This is a genomic window from Vibrio sp. OY15 (assembly GCF_000742455.1).
GTDB lineage: Bacteria > Pseudomonadota > Gammaproteobacteria > Enterobacterales > Vibrionaceae > Vibrio > Vibrio alginolyticus.
In genome coordinates this window covers 86,129-109,023 of the sequence record NZ_JPIL01000001.1, presented here as the reverse complement: position 1 = coordinate 109,023, position 22,895 = coordinate 86,129, and the positions used below count along the sequence as shown (strand labels likewise).

Here is a 22,895-nt window from a genome sequence, read left to right as displayed (position 1 = left end):
CGCTTCCTCATTAAGTTCCGTTAATAAGCCGAGACTGCCGTCCTACAGTCTCGGCTTATCTTATGTATTTCGAAGCCTGCCTCGTAAACAGATACAAAAACGCCCGCGTTCATTGCGGGCGTTTTGTTAGATTCGCAGTTTACGATTCAAACTCTTCAATCATCTCTTGTGCTTCAGTCTTAGGCTTATCCGTTTGACCAAAACCACGCAAGCCAACCACGTGTACGTGTTCGTGATCTTTAAACACCTTACGCACCAGTTTGTAGGTCGTACCTTTCTCTGGGCTGATGTTTTCAGGCGCCGCGATAAGAAGCTGCATATCCAGACGGTCACACAATTCGAACAATGTCGCGATCGATTTCGCATCCAGACGCGCGGCTTCATCCAAGAACAGCAGACGACAAGGCACAATGTCTTTGCTGCGTAGACGACGAGACTCTTCTTCCCAGCTTTGAACAACCATAAGAAGGATTGACTGACCGGTACCGATCGCTTCACCTGTTGATAGCGCGCCAGACTCAGCCTGTAGCCAACCATCTGTACCACGGTTCACTTCTACACTTAGCTCTAGGTAGTTACGGTAATCCAGTAGCTCTTCACCCAGAACTTGAGGTGAACGTTGACCCATATCGATGTGTGGGTTCACGCGTTGGAACAGTTTCGCCATTGCTTCAGAGAAGGTAAAGCGAGTCGATTCAAACAGGTCTTTATGCTGCTCTTGTTGTGTCGCTAGGCCGTTCAGTAGCACTTCGTGACTTTCGCGGATCTTCACGTTTAGACGTACGCCCTTCACCTGACCAAACGAGATGTTCGACAGGCCTTGGTTCAGCATACGAATACGGTTTTGCTCACGTTGAATCGTCTTCTTGATAATGCTCGCTACCGACTCAGAGCTGATCGCTAGACGGTTTTCACGTTGGGTTAGCTCTTCCGTTAGACGCGCCAGCTCGACTTCCATCTCTTCGATTGCTTCAACTGGGTCATCAGTACGGATGATATCCTGACGAATACGCTCACGAAGGTGTTGGTATACAGCAATATAGAACAGAACTTTACGCTCTGGACGTGCGTTATCTTCTGATAGACGCAGCGCATCACGCAGGTCGTCATTGTTCGCAACCGCTAGACGCAGCGCACCCAGTGATTTATCCGACATCGAACGCAGTTCATCCGCTGACATGTAAGCCAGTTCACGCTTGTGTAGACGACGCTCAACATCATTCTCACGCGCCAGACGAAGTACTGAACACCAGCCAGCTTTCGCAGCAACCACGAACGTACGCAGCTCAACGTATTCTTTCTGAACTTTCTTCAGACGTTTTGCCAAGCCTTTCATCTCTAGTTCAGTAGAGGTGATCGTGCGCTCGTATTCGCTCTTACGGCTGCGAGACGTGTGTAGACGCTCGTGCAATTCGTCACGACGACGCATTGCGCGCTCTTCTGCACCTTCGTCAGCGTTCACGCCAAACTCTTGAAGCTCTTGTTTGAACTCTTGAACCGTTTCCAGTTTCGCTTGGTGTGAACTCTTCAATGAAGCTAATACTTGGTTGTATTGGTTCATTTGACCTTGCGATTGCTTCAACTCTTCACGAGAGCGAGTACGCATTTGTTCAGCTTGAACCAGTTTAGCTTTTAGCTGCTCACTCAGTTCGCTACTCTTGTTCAGTAGGTCTACTGAATCAGAGTAAGCGAAGTAGTGACGACGTTCAACGAGATCCGAGAGTGCAAAGATTTGCTTCTTAAGATCTTGTAGCCGCTCGTCTGCCGCTTTGTATTCTGCTTCTAGTGCATCGAATTGCTCTGGGTCAGCATCAAGCGCAGACGCAATATTCTCTAATTGCGCGACGGCTTTTGCATGGTTGCTTAAGAAGTTCTTCGCCTCTGCAAGCTGAGCGATTTTCTCTTCTAGCTCATCAAAACGCGCTTGCAATGACTCATCTTCAACAAGCACCATGTGTGACGCTAGCTTGTCCAGAGAAGACAACGCTTGCTTGCTGGTTTGAAGCTGAGAACGTTGTTGTTGCTCTTTCGCATCCAGATCCGCCAGCACGCGAGCAATTTGGTTACGCTTATCACGAATAGTTGCCAGTGCTTGTTCTGGATCGGCGTCAAAAGCAACCTGAATGTGGTTAGACACAAATAGGTTAAACGCTTGGTACAAGCGCTGCATTTTCTGAGAATCAAACGCCGCTTTTGCGTGTTTCTCTACCACTTCTTCTCGTTCGTTACGCAGCAACTCTAGACGCTGCTCACGTGCCGCACGGCCAAACAATGGGATCTCAGGCAAGCGAGAGTAACGCATTTGGCGATCGTTCATACGAACGCAAACCGCGCCCTCTAACTCTTCTGCATCGAACGAGCTGTCATCAAAGGCATCGATGTCACCTTCAATGATGTACAAGTCTTCTGGACAGTCGTCTAGCTCTACCAGTTTCTCTTCGATGCCTGACAAGTCAGAAACAACGATAGCGTGACGAGCCGGACCGTACATCGCACTGAAGTAAGGCGCGTCATCAATCGTGATGTCATCGTAGATCTCAGACAGCAATACACCGCCCAGCGTATCTGCCAAACCTTTCAGGCGAGGGTCATTTGAACCACCAGGAGAAGCAAGACGCTCAATCTCAGAGTCTAGCTGGCTACGGCGCTCAGCAAGCTTATCTTTAGCTAAAGACAACTCCCTTTCTTGTTCAAGGACAACTTGCATGTGGTTCATTACCGCATGGCGATCCTCAAGCTCTTCACCGCTCTGCTCTCTCAGTTTCTCTAGCGCATCGTTCGCCGCAATCCAAGCTGGTGCTATTGCTTCAAGCTTACTGATTTCTGCCACCGCGTTTTGCTCTAGACGGCGCTGTTCACCACGCTGATCACGAACTTCTTCTTGAGCTATCTCTAGTGATTCGATTTGCGTCGCATGACGTTCACGTTCTTGTTCAAACGTAACCTCATCGGTTAGTTCAACGTGATATTGCTTTTTGTATTCAGCAACCAGTTCACGTGCTTGACGCTGCTGGTTAAGGCTGCGTTCGAGATCACGGTGTTGTGCTCGCCATTGTTGTTCGTTTTGTGCAATTTGTTGTGACTCACGCGCTTTCGCAATTGCGGTTTTCGCATGTTCAGACGCGTCTTTGCGCTCAACTTGACCAACGATGCTTTGTACTAGTTTAAGCGCGGTTTCAAACTGCTCTGCCGCTGCAGAAGACATGTCCAGCTTGTGCTTAACCGATAGCAACGCATTGGTGTTTTCTGATTCTTTGCTCTTAAGCTCAGAGACAAGCGCTTGAGCCGATTCCGCCGTTAGGCTGTCATCGCCAAGTAGCTTCTTCGCTTTCTCCAGCGCTTGAACTGCTTGTTGATATTGAAGGGCGCGAGTTTGCTGAACGTCAAGAGCTTGCTGGTAATCAGCAAGTTGCGTCTTAAGGCTATCCACCTCTTCTTCTGCAACGGTAGCTTGCTCTTCAGCCATCATCACGCGTTCTTGCGCTTCTTCCACTACCATCATTTGTTCTTCAAGACGCTCGCTCAGCTCTTCAAGATCTTCTTGGTAGCGTTCGATCTTCTCTTGCTGACGCAGCGCGTTTTGCACCAGTTGCAAGTGATCAGAAGCCGCTTGGTAGTCTTGCTCTAAAGAAGATTCTGATTCGATCAGCAGTTCCAGCTCTTCTTGAACGCGATTAAGCAGATTGTTTTGCTCAATCAAGGTCTCGCGAGAACCAAATAACTCTGAACGCAAAGACAATGTCTGTTCTAGTTTTTTACGACGCTCGTTAGCATGGCGCATATAGTCCGCTGCCACGTAGTTAGTCGACTCTGTGATCAAGTGTTTGAACAAGTCACGGTCTGCTTGCGTAGTTTTGATCGCTTCTAGCGTCATGCGGTTTTCACGCAGCGCCGATTCCATATCTTGGAACGCTTTCTTCACGCCGCCGTTTTGTGGCAGAAGGTAGTCACGTAGCGAACGGGTAATCGCACTTGAGATACCACCGTAAAGCGATGCTTCGATCAGGCGGTAGAATTTAGAACGGTCACCAGAGTTACGCAGTTTCTTCGGAATCACACCGAATTCAAACATTTGCGCGTGGTAATCCACGATAGAAGAGAAGGCTTTGAATTGAACACCTTCAAATTCTGCGATCGATTCTTTTACTTCGTTGATTTGACGTACACGAGCTTGAGTCGCTGATACGCTTTCAACCAAGATATCCGTTGGTTTGACATGGCTTGGAAGACCTTGAATAACAAACGGTTTGATGTCTACTTTCTTATCACGACCCGCAACTTGCTGCAGTTTTACTGCGAACAATAGGCGTTGGTTACGTGAGTTCACCACGTCTAGCGCCGCATAACATGCGCCCGGCTGTAGCTTACCGTACAAACCTTTGTCGCGAGACGATTGGCTGCTGCCTGCTTCTGTCGTGTTACGGAAGTGTAGTAGCGTTTGGTCAGGAATCAATGCGGTGATGAACGCCGCCATTGTGGTTGATTTACCTGCACCGTTACCACCTGATAGCGTGGTGACCAGACCATCGATGTCAAACGTACGGGCAAAGAAGCCGTTCCAGTTGACCATGGTCAGCGATTGGTATTTACCGCGTTCAATCATGCTCATGCTTCACCCTCTTCTGTTGTTTCTTCTTGGGCTTGGTCGTCTTGATCTTCTTCAGACAATAAGCTGCCTTGGCTTGGCTCTTTGGTGTGCACTACTGCTTCACCATCACGGATCAGACGCAGCTGCGCTTCACGCATGTCATCGCCAATACGTACATCGGCCCCAAAGCGGAATACCGCTTCACTGATGCTGAATTTACCGGTTTCACCGATGTTGATGATCATGCCTAGGCGACGCAGACGACGAAGTGACGTACGTACTTTTTCAAACAGCTTTTCTTTATCAAGGTCAGAACCGGTAGCACGGTTCGTCACTAGCTTCATCAGCTTATTTTCATCTGCTAGAGCAAGCAGTTCGTCGTACAGCTCTTGGTTAGTGAAGATGCCTTCGTGCGCAAGACGCTCTGGGCTTAGGTAAAGGAAACACAGTACCTTACCCACCAGCATATCCAGTTCAGAAAGAACACTACGGCCAATCAGAGATGTTGAACGTGGACGAAGGTAGAAGAAACCTTCTGGCGCTTTCACCAATTCGGTGTTGTAGCGTTGGTAGAAAGAAGAAAGCTCAAGTTCGAAATCCGACAACAACGCGTGGTTGTCTAGATCTTCACTTGAGATATGACGCCCTGCTCGAAGCATGCTGTCTAGCGCTGGGAACAGAGGGTTAGAAATTGCTTTTGCCAGATTTTCTGACATGTATTCATTAGTATCGGTCGATGACATTCGCTTGTACCTTTGCCCCAAATTCGTTGATTGCTTTCCAGTCTGGCTGAACAGCTTGGTAGTCGGATTCTGAGTAACCCAGACGTACCGCCTGATCAACGACAATGCGAGCTAAATCAAAGTGATGAGTGTATGGGTGTTGTGCAAGGTAATCTCGCAGTACCACGCTCAAGTCGATTGGTGTGCCTTGATCTTTATGCGCTTTTAGCATGTCACCAATTCGCTCTGCCAACTCATCATTGACTTGTTGAAACTCTTCGTATTCTACTTCCATCGGAACTTGACCCGTTACCTCGTCATCACGCAGTACTAGGGCTTCATCACGAAGGTCAGAAAGCCTTTCCGCATCTGCATAAGTCAGATACCAAGGCGCATCGAAGTAATCTTTGACGGATTGACGCAGACGCGAGCTAAACGCACGGTTCTTATCCATATCAATAGCAGTACGGATAAACTTGTGTACGTGTCTGTCATAACCAATCCAGAGATCGATCGCTTGCTGGCCCCAGCTTGTGATTCGGTCCAGCTTCATTTGCAGACCAAACAAGGCTTCTTCGATGAACTCCAGCTCAGGGTCACCGTAAACAATTTCTTGAATATCTAGGATCTGAGTTTGCAGTTCATCACTGGCAGCTTGCAGCGTATCTTGAAGTTCACGCAACGTGCTCGACGTTTCTGACAGTAGCGCTTCACAGTTGTTGATCGCTTCACGCCAGTCTTTGTTAAGCAGATCAGCAATCTGTTGTTTAACAGACTGTTGCTGCTCATCCATCACACGTTGGTTAAGGTCGATTTGATCGAAGATCTCGCCTACAGAATATTTCAAAATTCCGTAAACGTTTTTCTTCCAGTGGCCCGGAGTGCCACCCTTTTGTGCAGCTTCAATCGCTTTTGCCATTTCATCCGCTACCATCGATAGCTGGATAGAAAGACGCAGTTTCGAGAACTCGCGATGACGCACGTAGTAGTCGGTAATTCCTATCGCTAATGGCGACAAGCGGTAAATGCTCGCTCCGTCAGTAATCTCACTGACAAAACGGCTCATAAGACGCTGCTTAACCATCTCGTTGATGGCATTGTTCGCACGGAAAGCCGAAGCTTCGCCGGTCTCATCAAAAAGTCGAGTGACGATGGCAAATGCGTCGTGCAATTCACCTTCACCCAATTCTTCATCGAACCTTTCATTACTTAGTACAGCGATGGCAATCAAAAATGCCAATCGCTCAGTGGTCAGGTTCAACGAGAAATCGTGCTGCTTAACCCAGCCAACCAACTCATCGATTGGTTGCTCTGCAGCATTGAGAGTCATCTCACTCATCGTTATTCCTGTTTATCGTTCTTCTTAGCCCACACGTGTATGTAGCGGCCTAATGAGAGGTATGGCTCTTGTCGACAAAGTTGTTTTTCTAGCGCCAACACATCTTCAAACTCGTAATCGCCCATGTATTGCATATTGCCTATGTAATCACTGAAGGAACGAATACCAGATTTGCCACAAATACTAAAACCAGAATCTTCTATCCATTGATAGACCTCTTCGGGTTTTAGGCCTTTCTGTGGCTGTAGTTTAAATCTTTTCCGGTGAGGCATGCCGTCTAAAATATGAGGAATGTTGCCACAAACCACATTTTTATAGACTAAACCGTGGTGGTTGTAGAACATGACTGATGCGATGCCTCCCGGTTTTACTTGCTCTAGAACTGTTTCAAGTGCGGCCTTAGGATCAACCAGCCACTCCATCACAGCGTGGAACATAACCAGATCGACCTGTACATCCATATGTTCACCGATGGATTGGACAGGCGAATGAATCAGGCGATACTGCTCAAGCAAACCGTTTTTTTCAATATCCTGCTTAGCCAACTGCAGCATTTCCGAAGATAGATCACATAAAGCGATTCGATGTCCGAGCTTAGCAAGCTTTTGCGACATTTGTGCCAAACCACCACCAGCGTCTAACACTTCTAGGGGTTGCTGGTCAGCATCTAATTCACTTAGAATCTGTAGAAAATCTTCCCACACAATGATTTGGCGGATCTCCCCTTTATCGGAGCCGTAAATATTTTTTGCAAATTTGTGGGCGATATCGTCGAAATTGCGGTCTTCTGTCACTTCTGCTGAGTTATCATAACGGATTGTGCCGCTATTCTGGCACAAGGAAAGCAGGAATAAAGAGGGATACCCTCATTTTTATTATCAATTGATGTTTTTTCGGACTATTTATGTATGTTTGAGCTGAAAAAAGTAGTGTCAGCCATGCTTATGCCCCTTCCGGCATTGCTGCTGATAGGCTTGTTGGGTCTTGCTCTCATTAGTTTTACTACAAAACGTAAAACTGGCTGCTTCGTTGTTCTATTCTCTTTTGTTGGCATTTTTCTTGTTGCCTTCCAACCTGTTTCAACCAAGCTTCTTATGCCGTTAGAGCGAGAGCATAAAGCCTTTTTGCCAGTTTCTGGCACCATCGACTACGTGATGGTTTTAGGGAATGGTCATGTTATCGATGACGAAATTCCACCCACCTCGCAGTTAAGCCGTGCAGCATTAATGCGCTTAACTGAGGGCATTCGTATTTTAAGAATGTATCCAGGCGCGAAATTAATCTTATCCGGCTATGCTGGCGGTTCTGAAATTAGCCACGCGCGAATGATGGCGAACGTTGCCCTTGCGTTGGGAGTCGCGAAATCCGATATCATTTTATTAGAAGATGCGAAAGATACGTGGGAAGAGGCGCGTCAAGCGGCTGCATTCGTTCAACAAAAGGAGATTGTGTTAGTCACTTCTGCGAGTCACATGAGCCGTGCATTGTATGAGTTCAACGCAGCAGGCATTAAACCAATCCCAGCCCCGACCAACTTCTTAGCTATTAGCGAGATAAGTCAACCTTGGGATAAATACTCACCTAAAGCGCGTTACTTAGAACAAACAGAGCTTTATTGGCATGAGTACTTGGGCAGTATTTGGCAAAGGTTGCGTGATACTGTCGGCCAAACACCAATGGTTGAAGCAAACTAGTATTATCTTGAAGCCACAAAAAAAGGAGAGCCGAAGCTCTCCTTTTCTTTTTACGATTGAGTTATGTTCAAACTAGTCACCAGCAAACATATAGCCTTCGCCGTGCACCGTTACAAAAATCTGTGGGTTCTTAGGATCGAACTCCATTTTTGCGCGCATACGTCGAATAAGAACATCAATGGTGCGGTCATTCGGCGCATCCACTCGATGGCTGATCATGTTCAAAATACGCTCACGACTTAACACCTGGTTAGGGTAAGACGATAATGCCACCAAAAGTTCATACTCTGCTTTAGTTAGTTTTACTGGCTCACCGTTGCGGCTAAGTGCGCGACGTTGAATGTCGAATGTCCACTCCCCAAAGCGCACAATGTGCTCTTCACTGGTTTCATTCGCTTTCGAGCTGCCACTGCGCGCTGCTGAAATACGCCACAGCAAGTTTTTAACGCGAACTAACAGCTCTCTCAGTTCAAAAGGTTTTGTCACATAATCGTCAGCACCCATTTCTAGGCCTACGATTTTATCAATGCTATCCGTGCGTCCTGTTACTAATATGATACCAATATCCGATTGGCTACGTAACTCACGAGTAAGCATCAGGCCGTCTTCACCAGGCAGGTTAATATCCAGCATGATCAGGTCTACATCGCCCGCTTGCAAAACTTCACGCATTTCTGCGCCACTCTCTGCTTCGCTGACTTGGTAGCCCTCATTTTGGAAATATCCCGCAAGCTTACTACGAGTTACAACATCATCTTCTACGACTAATACGTGATAGCTCATTTACACCACTTTTCTGTCTTCTTATTATCCAAGACGTATTCTATTCATAACTAGTAACATTTCTAGTCATAGATACATTAAAACGCAAGATTTAGCGTTTTTATTGATTCAAAACAAGCTTGCCCATTGCTATTAATAAACGGTCATTTTTGACCATAAAACATAACAATTATAGTTACTGCTATTCATTTTAATTGATTACACTTAGGGGATATCCCTAATTGACTTTGTGATGCATGACTTGAAGCATCATTCAGGAGCCCAAAATGCAAGAAGTGAAAGCTTTTAATGAAAAACGCGCTGAAATTTACTGGTGGTTTTCGAGCTTGTTCGCAAAAGAACTAACAGAGAAAGAATTGGAAGCCTATCACAGTGTTGAAATTCGCAGTTTTCTCGCAGGTTTAGGTGAAAATGAGTCGCTAAAACCAGCCGTTGATAGCCTAGTTGATGCATTGAATCGGTTACAAGATCGTGAAGATGCACAACTAGAGCTTGCAGCTGACTTTTGTGAACTGTTTTTGAAGACAGAAAAATACGGCGCTCTTCCTTACGCATCCATGTACATTGGTGAATCAGGTTTACTGAATGACAAGCCAGCTGAGGAAATGGAAAAGTTGATGGCTGAATTTGGCGTTCAAGTAGACGAAAACCTAAAGGAACCTGCGGATCACTTAGCCGTTGAGCTCGACTTTCTCGGGAACATGATTATCCGCTCAAACGAGCTTGAACAAGAAAAACACATGGAAGAAGCCTTCGTTAAACAAAACGACTTTATCCAGCAACAATTGATGTCTTGGTTGCCTCAGTTTTCAGACAAATGTAAAAAATTCGATGAATTTGGATTTTACTCAAGTGTCGCGAAACTATTAGTTGCATTTTGTAAACTAGACAGCGCCTACCTTCTTGGTGAATAATTGCCGCCTATTTTTAGGGAGCCTGCCTATCGGGCTTCCTGTATGCCTGAAAGTGACCAATTGTAAGTAACTTGGGTATAATATTCGTTTGCCTTAACTTAGCGCAAAGACGCTTGGTTATTTAGCAGTCAAAATGTGACTTCAAATACACAAATCTCTTGCTGAAAACATTGCTAGTCAGTCCACATAGGGCTAAAATGTGAGCGCAAACGATTAAATATGATTTATATGTAAACCGCTGAAATATAGCGGTTTTTGTGTTTTCTTAACAGGTTGATGGCAATTTCTCATCAGATAGAAAAAAGATAAAATTCATCGACCGATGCTGCTACGCACCCTTTTGTCGCACTTGGATCAACCGCTGCCGAGACACTTAGCGCCAATTTTAGATTGCTAGGTGTGAAACCATTAGAGCATCAGGTACATCCAATACGACATATTTCAGTAGCTCGATACAGGACACCATTTATGGCCACGATAAAAGACGTTGCTCGCTTAGCCGGCGTTTCCACTACGACAGTTTCGCACGTTATCAATAAAACGCGTTTCGTTGCAGAAGCAACGCAAGAAAAAGTAATGAAAGCCGTTGACGAGCTGAATTACGCGCCAAGTGCCGTTGCACGCAGCCTAAAATGCAACTCAACTCGTACGATTGGCATGTTAGTAACTCAATCAACTAACCTATTTTTCTCAGAAGTGATTGATGGCGTTGAGAGCTACTGTTACCGCCAAGGCTATACTCTGATTTTATGTAACACAGGCGGGATTTACGAAAAACAACGCGATTACATTCGTATGCTGGCTGAAAAGCGCGTTGATGGCATCCTAGTGATGTGTTCTGACTTAACCGAAGAACTAAAAGAGATGCTTGACCGTCATGCGGACATTCCTAAAGTGGTCATGGATTGGGGCCCAGAGAGCTCACAAGCAGACAAGATCATGGATAACTCAGAAGAAGGTGGCTACATTGCAACCAAACATCTGATTGACAATGGTCATACGGATATCGCTTGTCTAAGCGGTCATTTTGAAAAGCTTGCTTGCCAAGAGCGCATTGCAGGTTTCCGTCGCGCAATGAGCGAAGCGAACCTAGCTGTAAATGAAGACTGGATCCTTGAAGGTAACTTTGAATGTGATACGGCCGTATTAGTTGCAGATAAAATTACCGCAATGGACAAGCGCCCGACGGCGGTATTCTGTTTTAACGACACAATGGCTCTAGGCCTAATGAGCCGCTTGCAACAAAACGGGATCAAAATTCCTGAAGATATTTCAGTGATCGGCTACGACAACATCGAGCTTGCGGAATACTTCTCTCCACCGCTAACGACTATCCACCAACCTAAACGTCGTGTTGGTAAAAATGCATTCGAAATTCTACTTGAGCGTATCAAAGATAAAGAACACGAAAAACGAGTTTTCGAAATGCAACCTGAGCTTGTAATTCGAAATACTGTGAAAAAAATGAACTAAATTTCACTGTATTTAACCGTGTTAAATAAGCGCTCTACAGGGGCGCTTATTTTTTTGGGAAAATTAAGCATTCTCTAATACTTCACACTGCTCTAATAACAATTGACTAACGTTAACTCCCTGTTTTATATAAATGTAATATATATTAAGAACTCCTTTTCAAAGGCCAATTTGCACCTTTCCATATGCAAAATAGAGCATTCAATCTATCATTTTTATTGAACCAAAATCACACTTTTAACGCTAAACCGTGATGTTAATTCAATATAAGAAGTATGCTCATTGTGTCACGCACAGGGCAAACCATTCGAAAGAGTGGGACGCAAAGCCTCCGGCCTGAACCATATTACGATATGGAAGGTAGCGGGGTTACCGATGGCAAGTGTGTAAGCAATGACTTTACTCTGTAATGACATTGTTTTTACGCATGTTTGCTACTCTCTCGGACCTGACTTTTGGTGGCGTAATATTAATTACACCGAGATAACAAAACATGGATAAACCGATACTCAAAGACTCTATGAAGCTATTTGAGGCACTTGGTAATATCAAGTCGCGCTCAATGTTTGGTGGCTTCGGACTATTCGCTGATGAAACAATGTTTGCACTAGTGGTAAACAATCAGCTTCATATCAGAGCAGACCAAAAAACTTCATCTGACTTCGAGAAACAAGGGCTAAAGCCTTACGTTTATAAAAAACGTGGCTTCCCAGTCGTTACAAAGTACTACGCTATTTCCAGCGATTTATGGGAATCAAGCGAACGCTTAATCGAAGTAGCGAATCAATCATTGAAAAAGGCAAAGCTTGAGAAAGAACAGCAAGCAAGTACAAAGCCTAACCGTTTGAAAGATTTGCCTAACTTACGACTGGCTACCGAGCGCATGCTAAAAAAAGCCGGCATCGAATCCGTAGAGAAGCTTGAAGAGGAAGGTGCGCTTAACGCCTATAAAGCGATAAGAGATACGCACTCTGCAACCGTCAACATTGAGTTGCTATGGGCACTAGAAGGTGCTATCAACGGCACTCATTGGAGTGTGGTACCTCAAGCTCGCCGAGATGAGTTGATGAACGGCCTCCAATAAAAGTCGGCCTAAAAACTATCTTGTAAAACCGCAGTCTAATCTGCGGTTTTTTTGTGAAATTTTTTCGGTTTTCCTACTGTCTTATTACATATATCCCAAATTGGAATCAAAATTATGAATAAGAAACTGATATTAGGTCTCATCTTACTAGCGGCTATCGTCTTTTTAGGTATTAACTTTGGCCAGTATTTAACCTTAGAGAATGCAAAAGCCCAACAAGAAGCACTAACTACATACATCGATCAGAATTTTGTATTCTCGGCTGCGATTTACTTTTTTACCTACATTGCAATTACCGCTTTTTCTATCCCAGGAGCGGCAGTAGTCACCTTACTTGGTGCAGCCTTATTTGGTTTTTGGACAAGCTTGCTACTGGTTTCTTTCGCTAGCACTATGGGGGCAACACTGGCCTTCTTGAGCAGCCGATACTTATTGCGTGACTGGGTACAAAACAAATTCGGAAATAAACTCAACGCAATTAATCAAGGTGTCGAAAAAGACGGAGCTTTTTATCTATTTTCCTTGCGTCTAATCCCTGTATTCCCTTTCTTTCTAATCAACTTACTGATGGGCTTAACACCGATGTCTGTAGGTCGATTTTATCTCACTAGCCAAATAGGTATGCTGCCAGGCACAGCCGTATATCTGAATGCAGGTACTCAATTAGCAACAATTGAAAGCCTATCGGGCATTGTTTCACCCGCAGTATTAGCGTCTTTTGCGCTATTGGGACTATTTCCAATCATCACTAAATGGGTTATGAATAAAGTAAGGCCGACACCAAGTCAGCAAAACTCGTAATTGGTGAAGTGGGTATTTTGATGAAAATATTTATCGCTAAAAACCCAGCAGAAGCACACATTGTATGTGAGCTGCTTAAAGTGGAACAAATTTACTGTGAAGTTCGCGGAGAAGGTATTTTCGGCTTAAAAGGAGAACTGCCGTTTGGTGATGATACCGATCCTTATGTGTGGCTTTTTGACACGGCACAAAAGATGAAAGCTGAAGAAATAGTAAAAGCATATCGAAAACAATCCGATAGGCATGAGTATCAAGATTGGCAATGCCCAAAATGTCATGAAATAAACGAAGGGCAATTTGGTGCATGTTGGCAATGTGGATATCAACTAGGAGAGCTATAGCGGCTCTCCTATTCAGTGGATGCACTCAGTTTTAAGCACATACAGCTTGCTGTTTAATAAACTCGATGGAGTGTTGATTGAAGTCTTCTGGACGCTCTACATTGCATACATGACCACAATTCGGGATTTCTCGTAGAATGCTGAGCTTATGTGCTGCAACCATTTCTTTGACAGGTTTAATAAACATGTAATCCCTGTCGCCCATTAAGTAAAGAGTCGGAATGGGTAACTCTCGATCTTTAAAATATTTCATTAACGGATTTACATCAGCGGCAAGAATAAACCAACGTTTAAATTCTTTTTGGCAAAGCTTCTTGGCTTCGCGAATAAAAAGGTGGCGAGATTCTCGTTGGCTTCTTTGAGGCATAACAATATAAGCGAACAGTTTGTAGAGCCACATGTACGGTAGGATATGCTTACAAAAATTACCTAATTTCACCAATATCTGAGAACGAGTGTTAAGCCTTGTGACAGCACCGCCGAGCACCATCGAACGTACGCGCTCTGATGACAATTCAGCAAGGTTTCGAACAATAATAGTACCAAGCGACATACCGACAAAATGAGCGGATTGGATCTTTAAATGGTCCAATACTTTCAAAATATCTTGGGTAACTTCCGTAAAGGTATAACGGCTAGCAATGAGCTCTTTAAGTAACTGATTTGACTTTCCATGACCTCTTAAATCGATCAGCAATAAGTTAAAGTGTTGCTTGTAAGCTTTAATTTGCTTGAACCAGATAGAAGAGCTACCACCAGCACCGTGCACAAATACAACCCACTCATTACTAGTAGGGTGCAAATAGGTTTTATGAAAAAGTAGCGGCTGGGTCATATTGAGTATCAAAAAGATCGTGCTATTGAGTAAAAAGCCATCCTACCACACTCCCCTTACTCAAGATAATAAAGGCACCTCATTCGGTGCCTTTCGTTACAATTTTAAGTCAAACTAACGCTGAGTGGTAAAGCTGCAAATAAGATTCTGCGGCCTTTTGCCAACAAAAATCTTGTTGCATCGCGTGCAACTGTACTTTATTCACTTCAGGCTCGTTTTGAGCGTAGAGCAACAGTGCCCTTAGCATCGTTAACAACAATGCCTGCGGTGTCGGTTCGAAAAAAACAAACCCCGTTGCTTCAGATGGGTTTACATCATAATCGCTAACGCTGTCCTTTAAGCCACCAACACCGCGTACTATCGGTAATGTCCCATAAGCCATACTATAGATTTGGTTTAAGCCACATGGTTCAAACTCAGAAGGCATCAAGAAGAAATCAGAACCAGCTTCAACGATATGCGCAAGTTCATTGTCATACGCTTCTACAAAGGCAAATTTGCTAGAAAACTGCGCGGCAACCTCTCGTAGCTGAGCGGCAAGAATAGGGTCTCCGGTCCCAACGACAACTAGCTGAACATCGTGCTTCAAAAAATCGGCCAAAGCAGGCAACAAGTAATGAACACCTTTCTGCTGGGTCAACCGACAAACCATACCGAACATAGCTACATTTTTTTCGGGCAAATTTAGTCGTTGTTGTAATGCTTTTTTACAAGCTTTCTTCCCTTGCGACATACTTTGCTGGTCGGCGCAGTAATTAACTGGCAAGTAAGTATCCGTTTCCGGGTTCCAAGCACTGTAATCACAACCGTTCAAAATACCAACTAAGTCCTGCGCGCGTTGCTGAAACTCCCAAGCCATTCCATGACTGCCAAGCTCTGTTTTGAGTTCCTCTGCGTACGTAGGGCTGACCGCGTTTATCTTATCTGCATTCATTACACCAGCTTTAAGCATCGTAATATGCGTTGCACTCACCGCAGCATCGGGAACGTTTCTACAATGAAACTCTGGCAAACACTGCACGTCTTCATAACTAAATACGCCTTTAAAGACCGCATTGTGAATTGAAATGACGCTTTTAGTATGAGCAAAAAACGGATCATTGCCATACCTGTGCTTGAGCAAAAATGGAACAAGACCTGTGTGCCAATCGTTCGCGTGTATGATATTAGGTTGAAAGGCGAGCTTGGGTAACATATCGAGACATGCTGCACTAAAAAACGCAAAGCGCTCGCCGTTATCAGTATACGCTTGGTTGTTCTCCGCATACATTGATGGTCGATTGAAATACGGCGGACAATCAATCAGGTAAACAGGATTTTGACCTAACATGAGCCGCAAAACTCGATACTCCGTATGCGGCCATGATGTTAATTCTGTTTCTAATACAACTTCTGCGTCTGCGAGTTTATCAATACTGCTGTACGCAGGGATGGTAATTCTTACGTCTTGCTGTAGGTTTTGAAGGGCTTCCGGTAGTGCCTTGGCAACATCTGCCAAGCCACCACTTTTAATGAGGCCTTCAACCTCAGAAGCTACAAACAGAATAGATAAGTTGTTAGTAGCCAACTCGAGCTCCTTTCGGAATAACAACAATGCCCTCCTCAGACACGTGGAAGTGTTTTTTATCTTCTTGAAGATTCACACCAATCTGAGTACCAGGAGCAATATCGGCATCCTTGTCGACAATCACACGACGTAAAACACAGCCTTCGCCAATTTTTACGTCACCAAGAAGTATACATTCGCTGATATCGCAAGCAGAAGCAATATTACTGCGAAAACCAAGCACCGACTTTTCGATTCTTGAGCCTCTAACATAGCTGCCATTACACACTAAACTATCGATTATCTGCACACGACCATTATCAGAGTCGGTAAATGTCGCAGGTGGCAATGGTGGGTAGTAGGTGTGCAATGGCCATTTACGGTTGTACAGCGAAAATGGAGCATCTTTTTCTAGCAGATCCATATGCGCTTGCCAGTACGCATCAATAGTTCCGACATCACGCCAGTACACCTCTTCTTTTTCGCCACTGATTTTGTTGGTACTGAAGTCATACACGAACACATCACCTCTAGGGAACATCTTTGGAATGATGTCCTTTCCAAAATCATGTGATGAAGCTTCATTATCCGCATCTTCGACCAACTCTGAGAACAGTACCTGAGCTTCAAAAACATAGTTACCCATTGAAACTAAAGCGTAATCAGGGTCACCAGGAATCGACTTTGGATTTGCTGGTTTTTCTTCAAAGCCAATCATACGACCTTCACTATCCACTTCGATAACCCCAAATTGCGACGCCTCTTTTAGTGGCATGCGCAATGCAGATACCGTCAGAGAAGCCTGCTTTTCTGAGTGGAAGTTCAGCATTTGTTTGATATCCATCTTATAGATATGGTCAGAGCCAAAAATACAAACTTGCTCTGGTTCCTCTAATTCCATAAAACGCAGGTTTTGATAGATCGCGTCCGCCGTCCCTTCGTACCAACGTTTACCAGTACGCATTTGAGCGGGAATAGGATCGATAAAGCGGTCTGTAATGCCGTTGATGTTCCACCCCTTTTTTAAGTGATGGAATAAAGATTGAGATTTAAATTGGGTTAGGACGTAAATGCGCATCAGATCCGCATTAACAAAATTGTTTAGAGCAAAATCGATCAATCGATAACTACCACCAAACGGTACCGAAGGTTTACTGCGAGATTCCGTTAAAGGTCTCAAACGAGAGCCTTCACCGCCAGCAAGAATCATTCCCAAAACACCAGCCATTTGTTGTTCTCCATATCGTTATAGCTTGGATTTGGTACTCGCTTGAATGAGTCATACTCGGGGAGTCAAGCGAATACATTTAGCAACCGTCTCTGAGTTTCTGTGAACTCTTACAACACGGATAAAAAAGCTACGGCACTTCCAGTATGCAACGTCCACTCTTTCCTTATTTTTTGACGCAAACAATGCACACAGTTGCACTAATTTTTGTAATAAATTATCTAAGCGGGTTCTAAATTACAATTTTTAATACGCCATTCTGTGTACCATACAGCTCTTGCGTACTCAAGACGATATCTAGATCACACATGGAAAAGCAAACGATTACATTGTGAAAACAATTTACGAACGGATTCACTACACCGCCGATTTTTTAGCCCAATGTATAACAAATATGTGAATGCAAAATGAAAGTTACAACAAATATTTTTTACATAAAAAATACATCAGCGACTACGAAATATTGATGCTGGGATCTTCTCGCGTCAGCAAAACTCAGTCAAAGCAGCAAAGATCTATACGAACAACACAGTGGCCTTTACGCAAAAACAAAACGCAAAAAAGGCAGCGATATCGCTGCCTTTTTACATTACTTAGATCGTACGTTTTTATGCTTTCGCTTTTTTACGCTTATCAGTGACTTCCCACTTACCGTCAACAAAGAGCGCTGTCCAACCACTTGGCTTACCGTTCTCTTCCGAACGAACGTAGTTCTCTTTTGTTTTACGGCTAAAGCGTACAACAGCAGGACGACCATCAGGATCTTCTTGCGGCGCAGTTGCTAGGTATTTGAACTTCTCAGGTAAACGCTCTTCAAAACGTGCCAGTTCAGCAACCAAAGGAGCACGTGTCTCGCGCGATTTCGGGAAATTGCTTGCCGCCATAAATAGACCCGAAGCACCATCACGAAGTACGAAATACGCATCTGAGTTTTCACATGGCAACTCGGGGAAATGAACAGGATCTTCTTTCGGGGGCGCGACTTCGCCATTCTTCAAGATCTTACGAGTGTTCTTACACGTTTCGCTCGTACAATCCATGTATTTACCAAAGCGACCGTTCTTAAGCACCATATCAGAGCCACATTTGTCACATTCAACAACTGGACCATCGTAGCCTTTTACTTTGAACTCGCCGTATTCAACAAGGTAGCCTTCACAGTTCGGGTTATTACCACAAACATGCATCTTACGCTTGTCATCAATCAGGTATGCGTCCATCGCTGTTTCACAGATCGGACAACGCTTTTTAGCACGAAGAGCTGCGGTTTCAACGTCTTCTTCTAGAACGTTAATAATACCTTCTTCGTCACCCAAGTTGATGGTTGTCTTACAACGCTCTTTTGGTGGTAACGCGTAACCTGAACAGCCTAAGAACACACCTGTTGAAGCAGTACGGATGCCCATTGGACGGCTACACGTCGGACACTCGATATCCGTCATGACGATGTGGTTTAACTTCATACCGCCTTCTGACTCATCCAGCTCCGCTTTTTCAAGATCGCCAGTAAAATCAGCAAAGAAGTTGTCTAACACAGCTTTCCAGTTCACTTCACCTTCAGCGATTTGGTCCAATTTCTGTTCCATACGCGCAGTAAAGTCGTAGTTCATCAAATCGTTAAAGCTGTCATCAAGGCGGTCAGTAACAATTTCACCCATTTTTTCAGCGTAGAAACGGCGCTGATCAACTTTCACGTAGCCACGATCTTGAATCGTAGAAATGATCGATGCGTAAGTCGACGGACGACCAATGCCTCGTTTCTCCAGCTCTTTAACCAGTGCTGCTTCAGTGTAGCGCGCAGGTGGCTTTGTAAAGTGCTGTTTAGGGTCAAGTGACTCTAAGCTTAGCTTATCGCCAAGTTGTACCGCAGGAAGGATTGTATCCTCGTTTTTGCCCATTGGACGCTGTACACGAGTCCAGCCGTCAAATTTAAGGATACGGCCTTTCGCTTTAAGCGTGTATTCTGCCGCTTTTACACTGATGGTTGTTGAATCGTATTCTGCTGGCGTCATTTGACACGCTACAAACTGATTCCAAATCAAAGCGTAAAGTTTGTGCGCATCAGCATCGACACCTTGCAGGTCTTCCGCCTTAACACCCACATTTGAAGGACGGATCGCTTCGTGCGCTTCCTGTGCCCCTTCTTTGCTACCGTACGTCAATGGTTTCGCTGGCAGGTACTTATCACCAAACTCAGAACCAATAAAGTCACGTACAGCGTCCACAGCCTCGGCACTTAGGTTAGTCGAGTCCGTACGCATATAAGTGATGTAACCGGCCTCATAGAGGCGCTGAGCTAGCATCATGGTCTTTTTCACGCCGTAGCCCAGACGTGTACTTGCTGCCTGTTGAAGCGTAGAGGTGATGTAAGGTGCTGAAGGCTTGCTCTTTGTAGGGCGGTCTTCACGCTTACATACTTCGTAACTTGCATTCTCAAGTACAGACATCGCTGCTTTGGTTTCTGCCTCATTAACTGGCTTAAACGCAGAACCGTCTTTCTGAGCAACAAGCAGTTTAAAGTCCGCTTTGTCTTTCGTTTTCGTATTCGCATGAATGTCCCAGAATTCTTCTGGTACAAACGCGTTAATCTCACGCTCACGCTCAACTAACAATTTCACCGCAACAGACTGCACTCGACCAGCAGATAAGCCACGAGCCACTTTTTTCCAAAGTAGAGGTGAAACCATAAAACCAACGACACGGTCCATGAAGCGACGTGCTTGTTGGGCATTTACACCATCCATGTTCAGCTCGCCAGGTGTCTGGAAAGCTTGTTGGATCGCGTTTTTCGTAATTTCGTTAAAAACTACACGTTTGTATCGCTCTTCATCGCCACCGATGATCTCACGAAGGTGCCATGCGATTGCTTCCCCTTCGCGGTCCAAATCGGTTGCGAGATATACGCAATCTGCGTCTTTGGCGAGTTTTTGTAGTTCGTTGACAACTTTTTCTTTGCCTGGAAGGATTTGGTAATTCGCTTCCCAGTCATGATATGGGTTAATCCCCATCTTTTTGATCAACGCTTTGCGGTCTTTCTCTTTTTTAACGCGCGCTTTCTCTTCCGGACTCATCCCTTTAGTTGAGATGGCTGCGGCTTTTTTCTCACCAGTGCTTTGACCGGCCGTAGGCAGATCACGCACATGACCAACACTAGACTTAACAATAAAGTCTTTACCAAGGTACTTATTTATCGTCTTTGCCTTGGCTGGTGACTCCACTATAACGAGTGATTTACCCATAACTGACTCTAACGTCCTTCATAATAATGCGGGTAGAAACCTTGTTTAAAGGCCACCCGCATAATGTTCTATTTCATTGCTTCTTTTTTTACTATTGTGCGAGATGAAAAGAAGATCAACTGCTTTTTTGAAATTCAGATCCGATTGGTTGACAATTCATCGTCTTTATACTTCAAAGAGACAGGGTTCTGAAAGGTATTGAGCGGCATATCTAAACAGGCAAACTTAGCATCCGCTAATCCAATGCAATAAATTTTGTTACCCATCACAAAATAGTTTGGTTCAATGCTCTGCCATCTTCCTCCGCATCATGCTTATACTCTAAAAATTGATCTGTTTAGTCTTACTGAACGATTGACTGAATTAATCATGCAACCCCATTTTAGTTGTAGGTATACTCAGCGTTCTTAACTGAATAGGATGGTAGAAAGAATATGTCTGATAGAACGTTTATCGAAGAGTTCGACCTTCTTTTGATCGCTAACCAAATCATCCAAGAGCACGATGATTACATCGAGGGAATGCGAGCAACAAGTGTAGAAGAAAAAGAAGGTGTTTTAGTTTTTAAAGGTGAATACTTCCTTGATGACAAAGGTTTACCAACTTCAAATACGACTGCAGTATTCAATATGTTCAAATACTTAGCGCATCACCTTTCTAAGGAATTTACGCTGGTTAAATAGTATTGGGAAACAAAAAAGCCAGAGTGTTATTCACTCTGGCTTTCCTGTTTTAGGTCAGAATATTTAGCAGCTTAAAGCCTTAAGTTTGTCGAAGTAGTCAGGGAACGTTTTCGACGTACACTTTGGATCGTTAATCGTCACAGGCGTATCACTAAGTGCCACCAGCGAAAAACACATCGCCATTCGATGATCATCGTAAGTATCAATCGTAGCATGCTTTAACTGAGAGACAGGTTTGACGATGATGTAGTCTTCCCCTTCTTCCACTTCCGCACCAACTTTACGTAACTCAGTCGCCATAGCTGACAAACGGTCTGTTTCTTTTACACGCCAGTTATAAACGTTACGAATAGCGGTAGTGCCTTCGGCAAATAACGCTGTTGTCGCGATGGTCATTGCAGCATCAGGGATATGGTTGTAATCCATATCAATGCCTTTTAATTGACCAACACGTGAAATTACGTAGTCATCACCCCATTCAATTTCTGCACCCATTTTTTCAAGCGCATCAGCAAATTGAATATCACCTTGAATGCTGTTTTTACCGATACCCGTTACTTTAACTTCTCCACCTTTGATGGCTGCCGCCGCCAAGAAGTAAGAAGCAGAAGACGCGTCACCTTCAACCAAGAAATCACCTGGAGCGATGTATTGCTGACCGGCTGGGATCACAAACTCTTGATAGTCGTTGTTGATCACATCGACTCCAAACTGCTTCATGATATGCAGGGTGATATCGATATAAGGCTTAGAAACCAAATCGCCTTCGATGTTGATGCGAATTTCACCTTCAGCCAATGGCGCAGACATTAAGAAAGCGGTCAAGAACTGACTTGAAATGGACCCATCGATAGAAACTGTACCTGCTTTTAGGCCAGTACCAATTATTTTGAGAGGCGGAAAGTTCTCGTTTTCCATGTACTCAACGTTCGCACCAGCATCTTTCAGTGCCGTGACAAGGTGACCAATTGGACGCTCTTTCATACGAGGTTCGCCCGTCAGTACATACTCCCCTTCGCCAAGACAAAGAGCCGCAGCTAATGGTCGCATCGCAGTGCCAGCATTGCCGAGAAATAACTCTACCGGCTCTGAGACAGAAAACGGACGCCCAAGGCCTTCAACGAGACATTCTGTTTTATCTTCGGAAAGTTGGTATTGAACGCCTAGTTTAGTCAGCGCATTCAGCATATGACGAATATCATCACTGTCGAGGAGATTAGTAAGGCGAGTTCTGCCTTTAGCAAGAGCAGCAAGTAAAAGAGCTCGATTAGAAACGCTTTTAGAGCCAGGAAGGTTCACTTCCCCTTGAATTTTATTGATAGGTTGTAACGTTAGGCTTTCCATTAAAAGTTGATAATCCTTTGTGCCCTCAACATACGATTTTTTATGAGGGCTAAACAATTCTTCGTGAATTCAGACTACCCAAAAAAACACGACAAAACCAGAGTAAATCGGCGCTAATTTATGAATATCCTCAAGCAGCCTAAAGATACAGAATTAAAGGCATTGCCAGCGATGTAAATAAGAGCGAAAGAAGCACGGCGAAACAGCAAACTATTTCGACTTGATTTGACAATAAGCCAGCCCGACTGTACATGCTTGATTAGGCTTCGTTAGGCTAAAAC

Annotated in this window: 17 protein-coding genes and 1 riboswitch; of the genes, 7 read left to right on the top strand and 10 right to left on the bottom strand. The window is 44.5% G+C overall.

What is annotated here, in order from left to right; translation table 11 throughout:
• Positions 1–139 precede the first annotated feature (139 nt).
• Genes mukB through cmoM form a run of 4 tightly spaced genes read right to left on the bottom strand, consistent with a single transcriptional unit; the run spans position 140 to position 7,443 of the window.
• Positions 140–4,603, bottom strand: coding sequence for a chromosome partition protein MukB (gene mukB, locus IJ23_RS00440; RefSeq protein WP_033905342.1), 4,464 nt, complete (start codon positions 4,601–4,603; stop codon positions 140–142).
• A 2-nt stretch (positions 4,604–4,605) separates the two neighbouring features.
• On the bottom strand, positions 4,606–5,331 hold the full coding sequence (gene mukE, locus IJ23_RS00435) for a chromosome partition protein MukE (RefSeq protein WP_005378379.1): 726 nt from the start codon (positions 5,329–5,331) through the stop codon (positions 4,606–4,608).
• Positions 5,312–6,649, bottom strand: coding sequence for a chromosome partition protein MukF (gene mukF / locus IJ23_RS00430; RefSeq protein ID WP_009707095.1), 1,338 nt, complete (start codon positions 6,647–6,649; stop codon positions 5,312–5,314). The genes mukE and mukF overlap by 20 nt, the downstream gene beginning before the upstream one ends.
• 2 nt (positions 6,650–6,651) lie before the next feature.
• On the bottom strand, positions 6,652–7,443 hold the full coding sequence (cmoM, locus tag IJ23_RS00425) for a tRNA uridine 5-oxyacetic acid(34) methyltransferase CmoM (RefSeq protein ID WP_033905340.1): 792 nt from the start codon (positions 7,441–7,443) through the stop codon (positions 6,652–6,654).
• A 114-nt stretch (positions 7,444–7,557) separates the two neighbouring features.
• On the opposite strand from cmoM, the gene elyC reads away from it, so the two are divergent.
• The gene (gene elyC / locus IJ23_RS00420) at positions 7,558–8,343 is read left to right on the top strand and encodes an envelope biogenesis factor ElyC (RefSeq protein ID WP_005387893.1); all 786 of its coding nucleotides are present in this window, start codon (positions 7,558–7,560) and stop codon (positions 8,341–8,343) included.
• 72 nt (positions 8,344–8,415) lie between these two features.
• Here the strand turns inward: elyC and torR are convergent, their stop codons facing one another.
• Complete coding sequence (gene torR, locus IJ23_RS00415; RefSeq protein WP_005378370.1) at positions 8,416–9,126, bottom strand: two-component system response regulator TorR; 711 nt, start codon at positions 9,124–9,126, stop codon at positions 8,416–8,418.
• Between the two features lie 266 nt (positions 9,127–9,392).
• Here torR and torD point away from each other — a divergent pair, with 266 nt between their 5' ends.
• The 5 genes from torD (at position 9,393) to IJ23_RS00390 (ending at position 13,739) form a co-directional block, all read left to right on the top strand.
• Positions 9,393–10,040, top strand: a complete 648-nt coding sequence (gene torD, locus IJ23_RS00410; protein ID WP_005378369.1) for a molecular chaperone TorD — start codon at positions 9,393–9,395, stop codon at positions 10,038–10,040.
• 468 nt (positions 10,041–10,508) lie between these two features.
• A complete protein-coding gene (gene purR / locus IJ23_RS00405) occupies positions 10,509–11,513 on the top strand; it encodes an HTH-type transcriptional repressor PurR (protein WP_033905052.1) in 1,005 nt (334 codons plus the stop codon).
• Positions 11,514–11,800: 287 nt separating this feature from the next.
• Positions 11,801–11,890: riboswitch (cyclic di-GMP riboswitch) on the top strand.
• A 116-nt stretch (positions 11,891–12,006) separates the two neighbouring features.
• On the top strand, positions 12,007–12,597 hold the full coding sequence (locus IJ23_RS00400; RefSeq protein WP_005378367.1) for a TfoX/Sxy family DNA transformation protein: 591 nt from the start codon (positions 12,007–12,009) through the stop codon (positions 12,595–12,597).
• A 114-nt stretch (positions 12,598–12,711) separates the two neighbouring features.
• The gene (locus tag IJ23_RS00395) at positions 12,712–13,398 is read left to right on the top strand and encodes a TVP38/TMEM64 family protein (protein ID WP_005378366.1); all 687 of its coding nucleotides are present in this window, start codon (positions 12,712–12,714) and stop codon (positions 13,396–13,398) included.
• Positions 13,399–13,418: 20 nt separating this feature from the next.
• Positions 13,419–13,739 carry a DUF2007 domain-containing protein gene (locus IJ23_RS00390; protein ID WP_017820033.1) on the top strand — a complete coding sequence of 107 codons (321 nt, stop codon included), beginning with the start codon at positions 13,419–13,421 and terminating at the stop codon, positions 13,737–13,739.
• Positions 13,740–13,770: 31 nt separating this feature from the next.
• Here the strand turns inward: IJ23_RS00390 and IJ23_RS00385 are convergent, their stop codons facing one another.
• The 4 genes from IJ23_RS00385 to topA form a co-directional block, all read right to left on the bottom strand.
• Entirely contained in the window at positions 13,771–14,574 is an 804-nt protein-coding gene (locus IJ23_RS00385; RefSeq protein WP_017820032.1) for an alpha/beta fold hydrolase, read from the bottom strand.
• 109 nt (positions 14,575–14,683) lie between these two features.
• On the bottom strand, positions 14,684–16,141 hold the full coding sequence (gene glgA / locus IJ23_RS00380; protein ID WP_033905051.1) for a glycogen synthase GlgA: 1,458 nt from the start codon (positions 16,139–16,141) through the stop codon (positions 14,684–14,686).
• On the bottom strand, positions 16,131–17,348 hold the full coding sequence (gene glgC, locus IJ23_RS00375; protein ID WP_017634726.1) for a glucose-1-phosphate adenylyltransferase: 1,218 nt from the start codon (positions 17,346–17,348) through the stop codon (positions 16,131–16,133). Before glgC ends, glgA begins: the two co-directional genes overlap by 11 nt.
• A gap of 608 nt (positions 17,349–17,956) precedes the next feature.
• On the bottom strand, positions 17,957–20,587 hold the full coding sequence (gene topA, locus IJ23_RS00370; RefSeq protein ID WP_005378351.1) for a type I DNA topoisomerase: 2,631 nt from the start codon (positions 20,585–20,587) through the stop codon (positions 17,957–17,959).
• Between the two features lie 434 nt (positions 20,588–21,021).
• On the opposite strand from topA, the gene IJ23_RS00365 reads away from it, so the two are divergent.
• Entirely contained in the window at positions 21,022–21,270 is a 249-nt protein-coding gene (locus IJ23_RS00365; RefSeq protein ID WP_005387884.1) for a YciN family protein, read from the top strand.
• 63 nt (positions 21,271–21,333) lie between these two features.
• Here IJ23_RS00365 and aroA read toward each other — a convergent pair whose 3' ends face one another.
• Entirely contained in the window at positions 21,334–22,614 is a 1,281-nt protein-coding gene (aroA, locus tag IJ23_RS00360; RefSeq protein ID WP_033905050.1) for a 3-phosphoshikimate 1-carboxyvinyltransferase, read from the bottom strand.
• Positions 22,615–22,895: the final 281 nt, after the last annotated feature.

What these genes read in the sequence shown, in the direction of transcription:
- mukB (WP_033905342.1), bottom strand. Translation starts at nt 4,603, where the DNA reads ATGATTGAACGCGGTAAATACCAATCGCTGACCATGGTCAACTGGAAC.
- mukE (WP_005378379.1), bottom strand. Translation starts at nt 5,331, where the DNA reads ATGTCATCGACCGATACTAATGAATACATGTCAGAAAATCTGGCAAAA.
- mukF (WP_009707095.1), bottom strand. Translation starts at nt 6,649, where the DNA reads ATGAGTGAGATGACTCTCAATGCTGCAGAGCAACCAATCGATGAGTTG.
- elyC (WP_005387893.1), top strand. Translation starts at nt 7,558, where the DNA reads ATGTTTGAGCTGAAAAAAGTAGTGTCAGCCATGCTTATGCCCCTTCCG.
- torR (WP_005378370.1), bottom strand. Translation starts at nt 9,126, where the DNA reads ATGAGCTATCACGTATTAGTCGTAGAAGATGATGTTGTAACTCGTAGT.
- torD (WP_005378369.1), top strand. Translation starts at nt 9,393, where the DNA reads ATGCAAGAAGTGAAAGCTTTTAATGAAAAACGCGCTGAAATTTACTGG.
- purR (WP_033905052.1), top strand. Translation starts at nt 10,509, where the DNA reads ATGGCCACGATAAAAGACGTTGCTCGCTTAGCCGGCGTTTCCACTACG.
- IJ23_RS00400 (WP_005378367.1), top strand. Translation starts at nt 12,007, where the DNA reads ATGGATAAACCGATACTCAAAGACTCTATGAAGCTATTTGAGGCACTT.
- IJ23_RS00395 (WP_005378366.1), top strand. Translation starts at nt 12,712, where the DNA reads ATGAATAAGAAACTGATATTAGGTCTCATCTTACTAGCGGCTATCGTC.
- IJ23_RS00390 (WP_017820033.1), top strand. Translation starts at nt 13,419, where the DNA reads ATGAAAATATTTATCGCTAAAAACCCAGCAGAAGCACACATTGTATGT.
- IJ23_RS00385 (WP_017820032.1), bottom strand. Translation starts at nt 14,574, where the DNA reads ATGACCCAGCCGCTACTTTTTCATAAAACCTATTTGCACCCTACTAGT.
- glgC (WP_017634726.1), bottom strand. Translation starts at nt 17,348, where the DNA reads ATGGCTGGTGTTTTGGGAATGATTCTTGCTGGCGGTGAAGGCTCTCGT.
- topA (WP_005378351.1), bottom strand. Translation starts at nt 20,587, where the DNA reads ATGGGTAAATCACTCGTTATAGTGGAGTCACCAGCCAAGGCAAAGACG.
- IJ23_RS00365 (WP_005387884.1), top strand. Translation starts at nt 21,022, where the DNA reads ATGTCTGATAGAACGTTTATCGAAGAGTTCGACCTTCTTTTGATCGCT.
- aroA (WP_033905050.1), bottom strand. Translation starts at nt 22,614, where the DNA reads ATGGAAAGCCTAACGTTACAACCTATCAATAAAATTCAAGGGGAAGTG.